Genomic DNA, 16,024 nt, shown 5'->3' with positions numbered 1-16,024 from the left:
TTTCCATCATGGACAAGATAAGGAAAAACCCAAAATACTTGGAGTCTATTTTCCCTTTGAACACAATCACAGACTATAGGAAAGGAAGCAAAATCAGTATCATGACCGATAAGATCAACTCCTTTCAGGGAAGTAAGGAAAACATCCTGAAAATGGAGTCAACCAATAATCTGTCCGTCACATTTGCTCCAACTGAGTCAAAAATGACCTACTATATCAGTATCAAGGGAGGGGTCACCTCAAAAGAAAAATACACTGATAAAAACAAAGAAATGGATGATGAAATCCTGAAAGTGATTCAGATGCTAAACAGGGGGAATTTATAATTTAGAGGTGGGTTTTCTAACTAGAAGAGATTTTCCTACAAAATTGTAGGAAGATCGAAGTCCGAAGTAGGAAGACACATACATGTGATAATTTATCCTTGAATTAATTTAAAATTATGCCACTGCCATAATTATTTAGTTCCAAATTTAAAAAACCATCCACTCTTCAGTTTTCCCAAACCACCATTCTGTCACCGAAAACTTCGGAAGATTTAAAATTGAATTTATCCGTGATAAAATCCACTGTCTTTTCGCTGTAAAAAAATACATGAGTGGGATCATTTTTATAGTACCAGTTTTCAAAATCTAAGTCTTCCTTATAAAGCAAAGTCATACAGATCAGCTTTCCATTGGGTTTTAACAGTTTCTTCAATACCTCAAATTCTTTGCAAGGTGTATAAAAATGTTCTATGACCTCGCAGGAAATGACGAAATCATATTGGATTTGAAGAGCGTTAGGATCAGGTGCGAAAAAAGGATCATATTGATTAATCAGGTAACCGGAATCCTGTAAGACTTTTGAAATCACAGGGCCTGTTCCCGATCCGAAATCCAAGCCAACCGATTCGGTATTGAAATTCTCCAAAACATAATTTGAAATAGGAGAAGTGAATTTTTGATATCTCCGATCATTCACATCATTGTTGTGCGTCTCGTAATGTTTCTTTTCTGTCTTTTTGGAGAGCCTAAATTTACTATCCATTAATCTTGCATCACAGGTACTACAGACAAAATATTTTTGACCAACTCTCATGGTCAGTTTACTATCGCAAAGTGTACAGTTCATCTGATTTAATTTTCATAACTCTTTAGGCTTTTTTAGACCCTTGTATTTCCCGATTCTTTTCAATTTAAACTTCCACTTGGCCCTCGAATATTTTGGAATAGATCGCATGGACTGGAAAATAATCAAAGCCAACATCACCAAGGTCACAGGGAATACAGTCTCAAATCCCCAACCTGCATCTAATATTATCCCGAATAAAGTCGGCCCGACCGCAGAGCTCAACACCATTATGGAGGTGAACAGACTACGTACAGTTCCGATATATTTTTGGCCAAAAAACTCTACTTGCAAAGCAGCGACTGTGGCACTCCCAAATCCCACGGACAAACCCATAAATACCATATATACATACATTGCCCAGACATTTGGCACCAACCAAATGACCATTAAAGCAATAAAATAAGGAATCAGATAAAATGGGAAAAATGCCCTTGCCCGGTATTTGTCAATCAAAGGTCCCGCCGTCAGTATACTGAATGCACTCGCCAAAGCAAAGGCCGTCAACCCTCCTGCAATGATCCCATGATCCCAACCCTTAAAGTCGACAATAGCGAATTGATAAAAGAAAAGGCCGGTAATGGCAAAGGGAATGAAAAAAATATTTGGCACCAACAACCAAAACGCTTTGGACTTCATGATATCCCTTTGTCGGACTTTGATTGCTATATTCTCTGTATCATCTCCTTGGGACAATTCGTCTGTTTCAGGTTTCAAATGCTCAGGCTTTAATACAAAAAGAGTGAACAAAATGACCACCGTTGACACCAATGCCGCATTGAGCCAAAGAGATTCCCTCCACCCTACCACCCCGATCAACACCAAAATAAGAGCAGGTAAAATCGCCTGACCCAAAGGATGGCCCAAAGAAGCCAAGGAGATGGCCTTTCCCCTATTGACATCAAAATAACGGGACATGGAGGTAATGGCGATATGGGAATATAAACCCTGTCCGGCCAACCTCAGCCCAAAGAAAGCTAAAGGAATATACCACCAAGCCTGCGCGATACTTAAAAAGAATAAGGCAAGGATAAACAAGCCTGTTGTCCCCAAAGTGAATGTTTTTAAAGGAATGGTATCGATCAGTTTGCCAACTTTGGGCAACATGGCTGCACTGACAATGGTTGCTACACCGTAAAATGTGGAAATCAGCCCATTGGAAAGTGTAAATTCATCCATCAGAAAAGGCACATACAGGGCCAACAAAAATGTCTGCCCAAAGCTTGATAAGGCTGTCATGATGATCCCAAAAACGACCATAACGGTATTTTTTCTAACAAACTGAAGGTAATTCAAAGGCTGAAAGATTGACGATAAAGAAATGCTAAATAAAATACAAATCTACAATAATATTCCAAAACAATCGATTTCGGAGGGTATTTATATGTTATTAAATACCTGATTTTTAATATTTTAGAATAATATTCTGAATTTTTTAAAATATAAAAGTACCTTTGCAACTCAAATAAATTTAAAAGCCTCCCTAGGATGACAGTTACTCCACCCTGAAAATATATTTTTTACAAGTCCCACAATTCTTCGGTCTTGGTGAGATTTTAATTGGCTTTTATTATCCTTTATCCAATTTCCTATTAAACTTATTACAAAACATGACACAAATGTTTTATAGATTATTTCGTCCCACCCAGGTCAACCTCAAGGATGAAGTATTGTCAGGACTGACGGTAGCCTTGGCCCTTGTGCCCGAAGCAGTTGCATTTTCTTTGATTGCAGGTGTCAGTCCATTGGTAGGGCTATATACCGCCTTTATTATAGGTTTAATCACCGCTATACTTGGAGGTAGGCCCGGTATGATTTCAGGTGCTACAGGTGCCATCGCTGTGGTGGTTGTCGCCTTGGTGGTCTCATATGGTATAGAGTACCTTTTTGCAGCAGTGGTGCTGATGGGATTGATACAGATATTGGTCGGAGTCCTCAAATTGGGCAAATTGATCCGTTTGGTACCGCATCCGGTAATGTTCGGCTTTGTCAATGGATTGGCTATTGTCATTGCCATGGCGCAATTTGACCAGTTTAAATTTACCACTGCAGCCGGTGCTGTGGAATGGATGACAGGAAGTCCCCTTTACATCATGGTTGGATTTGTTGTGCTGACGATGTTGATTATCAAATTCTTTCCAAAAATCACCACTGCCGTACCTTCAGCTTTGGTCGCAATTTTGACTATTTCCCTAATTGTTATTTTTGGAGGTATTGATACAAGGACTGTTGGTGATTTGGCTTCTATAAGTGGCGGACTTCCCCAATTTCACCTTCCTTTGGTACCCTTAAACTGGGAAACTTTTATGATTATCCTTCCCTATTCCGGCATCATGGCCGGGGTTGGTTTGATTGAAAGCCTCTTGACATTGACCTTGATTGATGAAATCACCGAGACAAGAGGACATGGCAATAAGGAATGTGTGGCACAAGGTGTCGCCAACCTGACCACAGGATTTTTCGGAGGCATGGGTGGCTGCGCCATGATAGGTCAATCCCTGATCAACGTCAATGCCGGAGGTAGAAGTAGGATTTCCGGAATAGTGGCTTCGATAGGGTTACTGGCCTTTATACTTTTCCTTTCCGCCTATATAGAGATGGTTCCAATGGCTGCATTGGTAGGACTGATGTTTATGGTTGCCATCGGCACATTTGAATGGGCTTCATTGAAAGTCTTCAGAAAAGTCCCTGCCCATGATGTATTGGTGATGGTGATTGTAACTTTGGTAACTGTATTCTTACACAACTTGGCTTTGGCTGTATTGATCGGTGTGATTATCTCTGCCTTGGTATTTGCTTGGCAAAATGCCAAAATGATCCGTACCAGAAAAAGAATTGACGAAGCCGGGGTAAAACACTATGAAGTGTTTGGCCCTTTGTTCTTCGCCTCAGCGATGACTTTTGGACAGAAGTTTGATCCCATCAATGACCCTGAGGCAATAGTCATTGATTTTGCAGAAAGTAGAATCGTAGATCATTCAGGAATTGATGCGATTCATAAGGTGACTGAGCGATATGAAAAAATGGGCAAGACCGTTTATATCAGACATTTGGATACTTCCAGCAAGGTATTGCTGAACAAAGCCGAAAAAATCATCAACGTGAACTATACGGATGACGATCCTAGCTTTAAAATTGTGTTGGAAGAAGATAAAGTGAATGCTTAAGAATTGATTGGATAGACCGTGCAGATAAGGTTTTGTCTGGTTTATTAACTTGCTTTAGTTTTGTAACAAAGAGGAGGTTGATTATCGACTTTTTTGTAACAAAGAGGGGGTAATTATTGATTGGATTGGAGAGTAAAATGGTTTTTGAATAGCGACACAGCTCTAAAAGCAAAGGAAAAATTGTCAGGTATTATTTTTAGTTTTTTTCTAACAGATTTTTAGTTGTTATTTTTTTAAATATATTTCGTCGATTTAATCTCAGCCCATGAAAAAAATTCTTTTGGCATTATACATTCTTCTTTTATCACTTCCAGGATTCAGTCAGGACATCATAGAATGGGATCAGCAATACCAAGTCAAAATGGAGGATTTTCAATCCAAAAGATCCAAAATAGATGGCGAAGTTATCCTTATTCAGACTTCTGCTAAAATGGACTTTGCATTTGCTATGAGCAATTATGAGTTTATGCTGACCAAAAACTTTAACTCAAAAGTTACCAATACTTTTAGCCCAAAATCAGCGGTTTTGATAGCACCAGATTTGGAGACAGCTACGAAGTTGGTCAAGTTTGCACAATACCAGTTTGACCTCAACGAACTTTATACCAGACAATTTCGAAAAATGCTTTATGAGAATAAGGGTGCGTTTTCAAGTATCACTTACATCAATCCTCTTTTTGAAAACGTTCAGAATGAATTGACTGAGCGTTATTCAGAGGCCGCCGAAATAACCAATCTGGGTTTAGAGCAGGAAGTATTGCTGAAACTACATTTGGAGGTTTTAGATGAGATTGCAGAACTGAAGGACTTTTGTAAAACTTGTAAACCACCGAAAGTGAAGAAAAAGTAAAGATCTTCAATAGGCGAATTTGCTTTGCATGAGGGCAATAGGTAAAAGTTTGGATTTGGGTTTATTTTTTAAAGGCTTTATAAAAAGTTTCTTTAATTTATTGGGGTTTATTTTCCATCATCAAATTGCCAGAAAAAATCCATGGAAAAGATATTCAATTTCTTTGGACCACAAGGTACTCCAGCAATACTCGGTTTACTTGCTGCTTTAGTGGTTTTGCTTATTCGCGCCTTGATTTCAAAAAAAGAGAACAAACAATCAGATCAAATTTTCAAAGGCTTATTTCAAAAGGAATTAAAAAAAGCCATAACCACTCGGGAAAGCATAAAAGTTAATGATTTTTTGATGGTTGAAGCTGACTTTTGGAAATTGATCGATAAAACGAGATTAAAGTCAAAAAACAATTTTAAGAACCACTGCGGTTTATTAAATGATTACTTTTCAGAAATGGAGTCAACCGAATTATTGGCATTCAATGGCAGGCTTTTCAAATTGTTTTACAAGTTAAATACCAATAAACTTCAGGCAGCATTTTCTATTATCAATTACTCAGTTCCATTTGAAAATTACCAAGTGTTTTTAGAGTGGGTAATTTCAAAAGGGGAAGTGCTTGCCAACAATTACTCTGACAATCCTGAATTAATGGTTAATGCTGATTTTTCAGGAATCGAACAAGCTCTTGGAATATCTCAATATCTAGGGGAGTTATACTATGCAAAAACTTCTAAATTATTACCTGAAATTGAAGATTTTGATGAAGGCCCTGTACAAAATATAGAAGATTTATCTCCTAAAATGATCCCTGATTACTTCCCTAAATTATGGGAAAAATTTATCACAGACTTACAATAGGGGAAGTAACATATCTGAAGGAATTAAATATCTACACCCAACTTTTTGTAAAAAAGGTATATTACATTCTTATGCTTATTCATAAGGTAAAAAAAACTTGGTATGGTCTCTAGGTGCCAAACAAGAAAATTAAACTTTCATTTGAATCTTCGAGGTCAAAAAAGACCATAAAGGTTAACAGTCAATTCCATGGAAATCTTTATCATTTCTCTTACCGCTTTTCTAGTAGCCATCCTGACTTTCTTTTCTGGGTTTGGCTTGGGGACGATATTGACACCGGTTTTTATGATTTTCTTTCCGGTAGATCTGGCCATAGCCCTGACCGGGGTGGTGCATTTCTTCAATAATATTTTCAAGCTTTTTCTGGTCGTCAGAAATGCGGACAAAGAGGTTTTGATCCATTTTGGGATTCCGGCTGTGATTGCTGCATTTGCAGGTTCTTGGGTATTGCTGAATATTACCGATTGGGAACCGCTATTCAGTTATGAAATGTTTGGACGAACCTTTATCGTCGAGCCGGTGAAATTTATCATTTCTGTTTTACTGATCATTTTTGCTTTAATGGATTTGATTCCCTATTTCCAAAACCTGAAATTCGGAAAAGAAAAACTTCCTTTGGGTGGATTTCTGAGCGGATTTTTTGGAGGGCTTTCGGGTAATCAAGGCGCTTTGCGTTCGGCATTTCTGATCAAGGCAGGATTGTCCAAAGAAGCATTTATCGGAACAGCCGTGGTGGTATCGACCTTCGTGGATTTTACCAGATTGAGCGTTTATGCCACCCGCTTTGCCCAAACGGATCTCAGTGACAATATCCAATTGGTGGTGATTGCCACTTTATCAGCCATAGCAGGTGCTTTTATTGGGAATAAATTGCTGAAAAAAGTGACGCTTGAATTCCTTCAGGTCACTGTTGCCATCATGCTGATTTTAATTTCAGTGGCTTTGGGTGCAGGTTGGATATGATTTTTTCGATGTATATTTAAAAATGATACAACTACATAAAAGATGACCCCTGATGCCAATTTACATCAAAACTTGCTACCACTTTTTCAATACTTTGAATCTTATCAGAACCTTTCTTCTGCTTCCAAGGAAGAAATAGCATCAATTTGTACAACTGTCCAAATCCCCAAAAACAAAGACCTACAGGCAATAGGCCACACCTGTCGGACGATTTACTTTGTCAAAAAAGGTTTATGCCGGATATATTACTACAAAGACGGGGTGGACATCACAGAGTCTTTTGCTTTTGAAAACTCTTTGATTGCCAGGGTTGAGAGTCTTTTTACAGGCAAACCGAGCAAAAAAGGTATACAGACATTGGAAGATTCGGAATTTATCGGGATCGCTTCCCCTGCACTTTTTGATCTATATGATCAATTCCCGGAGATTGAAAGGCTTTTTAGGAAAATCTTTGAAGCTGCTTATGTGGAGACGGTCAATAGAATAGAAAATATTCAGTTTCACACTGCAGAGGAAAGGTATAATGATTTAGTGAAAAGTTCACCTGACCTTTTACAACGTGTCCCACTCAAACATATCGCTTCCTATTTGGGAATTACTCAGGTTAGTCTCAGTAGAATTAGGGCCAAATATTGACGCCCGACCTTTGGGGTTTCTAAAACCCCGAAGGTCTTTTTCCTCAACAAGTGGTATACATTTCATATGCAGATCTAACTAAAAATCTTCTGGGTCAAAAAAAAACCCTAAAGGTTAAGGTTGCCGGTTTTTTTTAACATATGTAAAAGGATTCCCTTTTCCCAATGCTGAATTTTGTATTCAGATTCATTATTGATGGAAAAAGTACAATTGGGATTAAAGGAAAACTGGAAGCAATTTACGCTTCTGGTGATTATCAATGCTTTTGTGGGCGGAATGGTGGGTTTGGAAAGAAGCATCCTTCCACAGATTGCAGAAGTGGAATTTGCCATTGCTGCCAAGACTGCTATCCTTTCATTCATTGTTGTTTTTGGCATTGTCAAAGCTATATCCAATTATTTTGCCGGGGCATTTGCCAATAAAATCGGGCGAAAAAATCTCTTGGTGATCGGTTGGATTTTTGGTCTTCCTGTACCCTTTATGCTCATGTACGCACCTTCTTGGGATTGGATAGTTGCTGCCAATGTGCTTTTGGGCATCAACCAAGGCTTGGCCTGGAGCAGTACTGTTGTGATGAAAATTGACTTGGTAGGTGAAAAGCAACGTGGCTTAGCAATGGGGCTGAACGAATTCGCCGGGTATTTGGCAGTGGCTTTGGTGGCTTTTCTTACCGGGTATATCGCAGCTGAATATGGTCTCAGGCCATATCCATTTATACTTGGTATTGCCTTGGCGGTGCTTGGACTTTTGGGAAGTATATTTTTCATCAAGGATACCAGGAAGCATGTAGCTGCTGAAAATAGTTTTTCAGATATGCCAATGTTGAAAAACATATTCTTGGAAACCACTTGGAAGCATCCTAATCTAGGTGCGGTCACCCAAGCAGGATTGGTCAATAACCTTAATGATGGTATGGCTTGGGGTATCTTTCCAATACTTTTGGCTTCCAAAGGATTCTCATTGGAAGCAATTGGGGTTGTCACAGCAATTTATCCAGCTGTATGGGGTTTCGGACAGCTATTTACTGGGAAGATGGCAGACATCTACAATAAAAAATACCTTTTGTTTTCGGGAATGTTTCTTCAGGCAATCGCTTTAGGACTGTTCCTGTTTGCTGACAGTCTTACCCATTATATCATTCTTTCAGCAGCACTTGGTTGGGGAACAGCCATGGTTTACCCCACATTCCTGGCAACAGTTGCAGAAAATACCCATCCAAAAGACAGGGCAAATTCGGTAGGGGTCTTCAGACTTTGGAGAGATATGGGCTATGCCATTGGAGCTATTCTAACAGGATTAATAGCTGATTCCTTGGGACTGGAGGCTTCCATCTTTACAATTGCATTCCTTACCTTAGCTTCTGCTTTGGTAATCGCAATCAGAATGAAGAATCAATAAACTGACCTATTCTCAAGAAATAAAAGGAACTACTCCTTCTCCTCACCTTCAATAAACTGGCGTTGGATTTCGTCTTCTTCCTCTTTCTTGGTTGTCTTTGCCAGCTCCTCTTTGAAGAACCTACCCTGAAAAATCAGAATGATGGCTACTCCAACAAATATTGAAGCATCGGCAATATTGAAAATCGGCCAAAGTGCGGTATAGCTTCCTCCCCATAAAGGGACCCAATCAGGAATATAACCTTCCCAGATGTCAATGTAAAACATGTCAATCACCTGGCCATGAAACCAAGGGCTTGGTGCATTATAAGGGGCATTGCCTAACCAAGCACCATAAAAAACACTATCGATAAGATTTCCGATAGCGCCCCCCAAAATCATGGATATACAGAAAATATATCCAGTATGCATTTTTTTGGAGATGATATGGTATAGGTAATAACCAATCCCAAACATGGCTACCAACCTAAAAGAAGTCAGGATTAACTTTCCATATTCAGAACCAAGCTGCATGCCAAAGGCCATTCCGGGATTGGTGGTGTAGTGTAGCTTAAGCCATTCCCCTATCACTTTGATCTGCCCGGGGGTACCAAAGTCCATTTGATAATGGACAACCATTTTCACAGCTTGATCAATAATAATCACCAATAAGGCAATGCCAAAATATTTGAAATACTTCATCGATATCAATTCAAAGCCACAGATTTAGGGAAAATTTTTTATATCCCAGCTATCTGTGGCGTGATTATTTAATTACTTAAGCTTTTTCAATCTTTACCATCAACTCGAAATCATCCATATCCAGTAAGACTCCATCAGTCACTTTGCCATTGACTTCCAATGATAACGCTTGGGTTTCAGTTTGAATATAATGCGCAAAATTTGTTAAAGCGGAATTGACTAAATCATCATGCTTGACCACTTTGATCCTGATTTTATCCTGTACCTCCAATCCCATGTCTTTACGAAGATTTTGAATCCTGTTTACCAAATCCCTTGCTATTCCTTCCTGTCTCAGTTCATCGGTCAAGGTAACATCTAAAGCAACGGTGACACCCTGATCAGTAGCAACTGACCAGCCTGGAATATCCTGTGAGCTAATCAGTACTTCTTCCAAAAGCAATTCAATATTGCCATCTTCAATCCGAACCGTGATTTTTCCGTTTTTCTCAATTTCAGCTATTTCAGCTTTTCCCCAAGAATTGATGGCAGCTACTACAAATCGCATCTTTGGCCCCAATTTCTTTCCAAGTAAAGGAAGATTAGGCTTGACGCTTTTCACCAGTACATCTGAGGCATCATCAATATATTCGACAGCTTTGATATTCACCTCAGATTTGATCAATTCTTCCAAGTGCTGTATCTGTCTTTTTGTTTTTTTATTCAAAACCGGAACCAAAATCCGCTGCAAAGGCTGACGTACCTTGATACCTATTTTTGGATTTTTCCTCAGTGAATGGACCAGTGAGGATATCCTTTGCGCCAGATCCATACTTTCTTCCAATTCCTTGTTGATTAAATCTGCATCAGCTGCAACCCAATCTGTCAGGTGAATAGACTCCAATTTGTTCTTCGAAGAGGCTGTCAGGTTCTTGTACAACCAATCCGTGTAGAACGGAGCAAATGAAGACATCAATTGTGTCAAGCTCAACAGACATTCATACAAGGTTTCGTAAGCAGCCTGTTTGTCATCATTCATATCACCTCTCCAAAACCTTTTCCTTGCCAATCGCACGTACCAATTTGACAATTGATCCACCGTGAAGTTCATGATTGCACGGGTGGCCTTGGTCGCGTCATAATTGTCCATGGCAGATTCTACCTCGGAGATCAAAGTCTGCAACTTGGAAATGATCCATTGATCCAGTTCAGCACGCTGTTTTACCGGAATAGCTTTTGATTTTTCATAGACAAAATGGTCTAGATTGGCATAAAGGGCAAAGAAGTTATAAGTGTTCTGCAAGGTTCCAAAAAATCTCCTCTGCACTTCCGCTACGCCTTCCAGACTGAATTTGAGGTTGTCCCAAGGATTGGCATTGCTAAGCATGTACCATCTTAAGGCATCAGGACCATATTCTTTTAATGTCTTGAAAGGATCAACTGCATTGCCCAATCGCTTGGACATTTTGTTTCCGTTTTTATCCAAAACAAGTCCATTTGCTATGACATTTTTAAAAGCCACAGAGTCAAAGAGCATTCCTGCTATCGCATGAAGTGTAAAAAACCACCCCCTAGTCTGATCCACACCTTCGGCTATATAATCGGCCGGATAGTTGGCTTTGAAAGTATCCTCATTCTCAAAAGGATAATGCCATTGGGCATAGGGCATCGCCCCAGAATCGAACCACACATCAATCAGATCGGGCTCACGGAACATTTTTTGACCTTTGGCAGAAACCAATATCACATCATCCACATAGGGTCTGTGCAGATCCATCTCTTTTCCTTCCCATGGCGACTTTTCCAAAAAGCCTTTCGCAATTGATTTTTCTATTTCCTGTTCCAATTCTGCTATAGAGCCGATGCACATTTCTTCAGTGCCATCTTCCGTTCTCCAGATCGGTAGTGGAGTACCCCAGAATCTTGATCTACTCAGGTTCCAATCTACTAGGTTCTCGAGCCAGTTACCGAATCGACCGGTTCCCGTGGCCTCCGGCTTCCAGTTGATGGTTTTATTTAATTCAACCAATCTGTCCTTATAGGCAGTGGTCTTGATAAACCAGCTTTCCAATGGATAGTATAAAATCGGTTTGTCCGTTCTCCAACAATGTGGATAACTGTGTTCGTATTTTTCGACCTTAAAGGCCTTGTTTTCATTTTTGAGGATAATGGAAATGATGATGTCCGTATTTTTGAAATCAGCAGCATTCTCATCATCATTGGTGTAGTTTTTTACATAAAAGTCATCCACACCAAATGTTTTGTGGGCGAGTATGCCATGCTCTTGCATTTTAGCTGCAAGGTATTCGCCTACCACAGGAAGGAACTTTCCTCTTTTGTCCACAACAGGGATATCGTTTTCCAATTCATCTTTGACAAATACCCCCGGTACATTGTTCTGCACCAAAGTCCTGAAGTCATCTGCACCAAATGCCTTGGCCAGGTGAACGATGCCCGTTCCATCCTCGGTGGTTACGTAATCTCCAGAAATAACAGTAAATGCAGGATGAGGTAAGGCAATATCTGCGATCGGAAACAATTGCTCATATTCCCATCCCAACATGTCTTTCCCTTTGAATTCTGCTATTAATTCATACGGAATCAGTTTATCTCCAGCTCGGTAGTCAGTCAAGGAAATTTCTTTGGCCTTTGGATTGAACATGGCCCCCATTCTGGCCTTCGCCAAAATAGCGGTCATCGGTTCAAAGGTGTAGGGGTTGAAAGTTTTCACTTTTACGTAATCTAGGTTTTCCCCGATAGCCAATGCGGAATTGGAAGGCAAGGTCCAGGGTGTTGTGGTCCAAGCCAAAATAAAAGTGTTTTCCTCAACCTTCAGCTTAAACTGTGCAGTGACAGAGGTGTCTTTTATATCCTTATAAGTTCCTGGCTGATTGAGTTCGTGAGAACTGAGTCCTGTACCTGCGGCAGGGGAATAAGGCTGAATGGTGTAGCCTTTGTAGAGCAAATTTTTGTCATAAAGCTTTCTCAGTAAACTCCAAAGGCTTTCTATATAGTCTGATTCAAATGTGATGTATGGGTCATCCAAATCCACCCAATAACCGATTTTTTCAGTCAGGTCATCCCATTCATTTTTGAATCGCATGACCGTCTCACGGCATTTTTGGTTGTATTCTTCGACCGAGATACTCTTGCCGATATCCTCTTTGGTGATGCCCAGTTCTTTTTCAACCTGCAATTCCACAGGCAGTCCATGGGTATCCCAACCGCCTTTTCTTTTGACCTGAAAACCTTTGAGGGTTTTGTAACGGCAGAAAATGTCCTTTAAGGCACGGGCCATCACGTGGTGGATTCCCGGTGTGCCATTGGCAGAAGGAGGGCCTTCAAAAAAAGTAAAAGTCTCCGCACCTTCCCTGTTGGCCACGGATTTGTTGAAAATATCGTTCTTTTTCCAGTATTGCAGGATGTCCTCTCCTATCTTTGGATAATCTACTTGTTTGTACTCCTGGTATTTTTTCACGGTATTCCTTTGTATTATTATTAATTTAAAGGTGTGCTGATAACCCACAATTCACTTTTGTCCGCCATTCACCTTCTTGGGCAATTCAATATCCAATTCCTTTTGGAAAGTACCTTTGCAAAAAAGGCAGGCGCAAAGTTAAGATAATTTGGAGTATTAGGGATAGATAATCAGAAAATTGATTAGCATCAGCTAGAGGCTTAAATTTATTGGTTATGTTTAACTTAATAATTTTCAAACATGAGCAAAACTATCCTAAATCCTATTGCTGTAATGGTCAGATGTCGGATGACCGAGGACAGATGTTTGGTTTGGATAAACCAGATACATTGGATACTAAGGGAGCTAGGAGGGGAATAAAAGGAGGAAAATGCCGTAGGCATGACCGAAATTATAGCCCGGTAATTTATTGCCGGGTTCAAATTGGAAATACAGAACCAAAAGTGCCATCGGCACGACCGATTTTTTATTCACGCTTTACTCGCCAATATTACGCCCCCGGCAAAGCAATCCCCTTAACCTTTCTATAAAGTGCCAATGCATATTTATCTGTCATTCCCGAAACAAAATCAATCAATGCCCTCAACATGGGATAAGGGTTGACATTTTCTCCCCAACCTTCCATAGGAAAATCCTCGGGCAATAATCTCAGGATACTTTTATCTTTACCGGAATAAAGTTCTGTCTGGTAAAACTTATGATTCAGGGCCATGGAAAAAACCTCCAGCAAACCCTCCAATACCTGAAATCCCGCTGCCTCTTTTTCCAGCACCGGTTTTGAGCGATAAATCTTTTGAACAGATAGCTCAGATATTTTGGCCAAAGCTGCTGCGGAAGGAATAATATCCGTCAAAGCCTGATCAAAATCCCCTCTAAGCATTTCCTCCTCCTTTTGGCAAAAAGCAATAACACACTCTTCCACCAATTTTCCGATGGTCATGGCCCTAAGGATGGCAAGTTTTTGTGTCTGGGTAGTATATTTTTCTAGTTTTTCGGGTTTGAATCTTTTTCCGAGAATTTCTGCCATCAAAGCACTGGTCTGCTCAAATGATACCAAGCCCAAAGTACAACCATCTTCCAAATCAATAATACTGTAACAGATATCATCCGCAGCCTCAACCAAAAATGCCAAAGGATGCCTAAGCCAGCAATCCGGACTGGATTTTTCCAATCCTAAAATTTCCGATAAGTGAATATAATCCTGAATCTGATCAGAAAAAAAACCAAATTTCTTTTGGCTCCTTCTATGGAGATCCCTATCAAATACCTGTGCCGGTCTTGGATATTTTGTAAAAGAGGCTAGTGTGGCATAGGAAAGCTTCAGTCCATTATTCTGTGCTACCAACATCCGAAAGCCCTGTGCATTGCCTTCAAAATTACATAGATCCGTCCATTCCTGTTGCTTGACCTGTCCCTTCCATAATACACCATAAGCATGATGTTTGAAAAAATCGGAGATGGCTTCCTCGCCTGCATGTCCAAAAGGGGGATTGCCAATATCATGGGTCAGGGCGGCCGCAGCTACAATCGCCCCTATGTCAGAGGAATGGATACCAATCTCAAGTAGGCTGGGATATTTATCCACCAAATATTCCCCCACAGATTTGCCCAAAGAACGGCCTACACTGGAAACCTCCAAACTGTGGGTCAGTCTGGTATGGACAAAATCATGTTCCGGTAAAGGGAATACCTGTGTTTTGTCCTGAAGATTTCGAAAAGGTGCAGAAAAGATGATCCTGTCATAGTCAATTTCAAATTCACTTCTGAAAGAATCCTGTGCCTGATTTTCCCTTTTGGTGGGATCAAATCTTCCCGATGATAATAATTTTTCCCATTTCATCATGGACAAAATTACTAAAGCTAATTGTTTACAAGCTAATCTTAGGTAAAAAAATAAAGGAAGGCCCCAATTGGCACAATGATTGAATAATTGTTTGAATAAAAAATTAATCACCTAAAACATAATCCCTATGAAAAATCAAATTAATTCCCTGTTTATGGGACTGGCAGTATTGTTTTTGACAGTTTCCTGCGACATGCAAAACAAGCAGATCACCTCTCCTGATGGAAATGCAAAGGTAAATGTATATCTCATTGATGCACCCGCAAACTATGACGAAGTATGGGTTGAAGTATTGGCTGTCGAAATTTTACCTAAAGGAGGTAGTGAGGAAAATGGCAGTTCATGGATTAACCTTGCCCATGAAAGTGAAGACCAAAAAATTAACTTGTTATCATTGGTTGGCGGAAATTCAGCTCATTTAGGCGAAATCGAAGTGCCGGCTGGAGAAATTTCCCAAATCAGACTTTTGTTGGGAGATGACAACTATATTATCAAGGACGGACAAAGGATAGACTTAAGTACACCTAGTGCGCAGCAAAGTGGATTGAAACTTAAAATCGATAAGCCTTTAAATCCTGGAATTTCCTACGATCTGATCATTGATTTTGATGCTTCACAATCTATTGTAAGGGCCGGTAATTCCGGTCAATATATCTTGAAGCCAGTCTTACGGGTTGTAGCAGAAGAATCATCAACTATTGAAGGAACCATTCTGCCTTTGGAAGCTGGACCTGTAGAAGTCACAGCAGTTTTGGGCGATGAAACTTTGGGAACATACACAGATGAAAGTGGAAAATTTGTTTTGAGGGGATTAAAAACCGGTAGTTATATACTTGAAATTGTTCCGAATGAAAGTTATTTAGGAGTAACTCTAGAAGCAGTGGAAACTGAAACAGGTAAAGTCACTTTAATTGATCCTATACAATTAGAAGTGGTCGAAGAATCAAGCGATTCTGAAGATTAATTTTTTTGGGTGACAAATGGTGACACTTTAGTTCCCCTGTTTATGCCCAGGATATGGCTTCCTGGGCTTTTTTTTTATTCAGGCCTCATATTAACTTATCTTTC

At 39.8% G+C, this 16,024-nt stretch carries 13 protein-coding genes; 8 read left to right on the top strand and 5 right to left on the bottom strand.

Features of this window, described 5'->3' with window-relative positions:
• Positions 1-326: hypothetical protein (locus ACEW8U_RS03950; protein WP_373520734.1), on the top strand; the 326-nt coding region annotated here is incomplete at its 5' end.
• A 166-nt stretch (positions 327-492) separates the two neighbouring features.
• Here the strand turns inward: ACEW8U_RS03950 and ACEW8U_RS03945 are convergent.
• Together ACEW8U_RS03945 and ACEW8U_RS03940 are read right to left on the bottom strand one after the other, a co-directional pair.
• Positions 493-1,113: a class I SAM-dependent methyltransferase gene (locus tag ACEW8U_RS03945; protein ID WP_373520733.1), complete on the bottom strand. Its 621-nt coding sequence runs from the start codon at positions 1,111-1,113 to the stop codon at positions 493-495.
• A 12-nt stretch (positions 1,114-1,125) separates the two neighbouring features.
• Positions 1,126-2,406 (bottom strand): MFS transporter, encoded by a 1,281-nt coding sequence (locus ACEW8U_RS03940; RefSeq protein WP_373520732.1) that lies wholly within the window; start codon positions 2,404-2,406, stop codon positions 1,126-1,128.
• A 314-nt stretch (positions 2,407-2,720) separates the two neighbouring features.
• On the opposite strand from ACEW8U_RS03940, the gene ACEW8U_RS03935 reads away from it, so the two are divergent.
• The 6 genes from ACEW8U_RS03935 (at position 2,721) to ACEW8U_RS03910 (ending at position 8,976) form a co-directional block, all read left to right on the top strand.
• Positions 2,721-4,277, top strand: a complete 1,557-nt coding sequence (locus ACEW8U_RS03935) for a SulP family inorganic anion transporter (protein WP_373520731.1) — start codon at positions 2,721-2,723, stop codon at positions 4,275-4,277.
• Positions 4,278-4,542: 265 nt separating this feature from the next.
• Entirely contained in the window at positions 4,543-5,127 is a 585-nt protein-coding gene (locus ACEW8U_RS03930; RefSeq protein WP_373520730.1) for a hypothetical protein, read from the top strand.
• 141 nt (positions 5,128-5,268) lie between these two features.
• Complete coding sequence (locus ACEW8U_RS03925; RefSeq protein ID WP_373520729.1) at positions 5,269-5,979, top strand: DUF4240 domain-containing protein; 711 nt, start codon at positions 5,269-5,271, stop codon at positions 5,977-5,979.
• A 189-nt stretch (positions 5,980-6,168) separates the two neighbouring features.
• On the top strand, positions 6,169-6,942 hold the full coding sequence (locus tag ACEW8U_RS03920; protein ID WP_373520728.1) for a TSUP family transporter: 774 nt from the start codon (positions 6,169-6,171) through the stop codon (positions 6,940-6,942).
• 72 nt (positions 6,943-7,014) lie between these two features.
• Entirely contained in the window at positions 7,015-7,578 is a 564-nt protein-coding gene (locus ACEW8U_RS03915) for a Crp/Fnr family transcriptional regulator (protein ID WP_373520727.1), read from the top strand.
• A gap of 195 nt (positions 7,579-7,773) precedes the next feature.
• Positions 7,774-8,976 (top strand): MFS transporter, encoded by a 1,203-nt coding sequence (locus ACEW8U_RS03910; protein WP_373520726.1) that lies wholly within the window; start codon positions 7,774-7,776, stop codon positions 8,974-8,976.
• Between the two features lie 29 nt (positions 8,977-9,005).
• Here ACEW8U_RS03910 and ACEW8U_RS03905 read toward each other — a convergent pair whose 3' ends face one another.
• From ACEW8U_RS03905 to dgt, 3 genes are all read right to left on the bottom strand, one after another.
• Positions 9,006-9,656, bottom strand: a complete 651-nt coding sequence (locus ACEW8U_RS03905) for a lipoprotein signal peptidase (protein ID WP_373520725.1) — start codon at positions 9,654-9,656, stop codon at positions 9,006-9,008.
• A 76-nt stretch (positions 9,657-9,732) separates the two neighbouring features.
• On the bottom strand, positions 9,733-13,113 hold the full coding sequence (ileS, locus tag ACEW8U_RS03900; protein ID WP_373520724.1) for an isoleucine--tRNA ligase: 3,381 nt from the start codon (positions 13,111-13,113) through the stop codon (positions 9,733-9,735).
• Between the two features lie 490 nt (positions 13,114-13,603).
• Complete coding sequence (gene dgt, locus ACEW8U_RS03895) at positions 13,604-14,956, bottom strand: dGTP triphosphohydrolase (protein WP_373520723.1); 1,353 nt, start codon at positions 14,954-14,956, stop codon at positions 13,604-13,606.
• A 127-nt stretch (positions 14,957-15,083) separates the two neighbouring features.
• Between dgt and ACEW8U_RS03890 the strand changes: the two genes are divergently transcribed.
• Complete coding sequence (locus ACEW8U_RS03890) at positions 15,084-15,920, top strand: DUF4382 domain-containing protein (RefSeq protein WP_373520722.1); 837 nt, start codon at positions 15,084-15,086, stop codon at positions 15,918-15,920.
• Positions 15,921-16,024 lie beyond the last annotated feature (104 nt).

The organism is Aquiflexum sp. (assembly GCF_041751335.1).
In the GTDB taxonomy this organism is placed as follows: Bacteria; Bacteroidota; Bacteroidia; order Cytophagales; family Cyclobacteriaceae; genus Aquiflexum.
The sequence above is the reverse complement of the archived record's forward strand: the minus strand, read 5'-3'. Positions and strand labels throughout refer to the sequence as shown.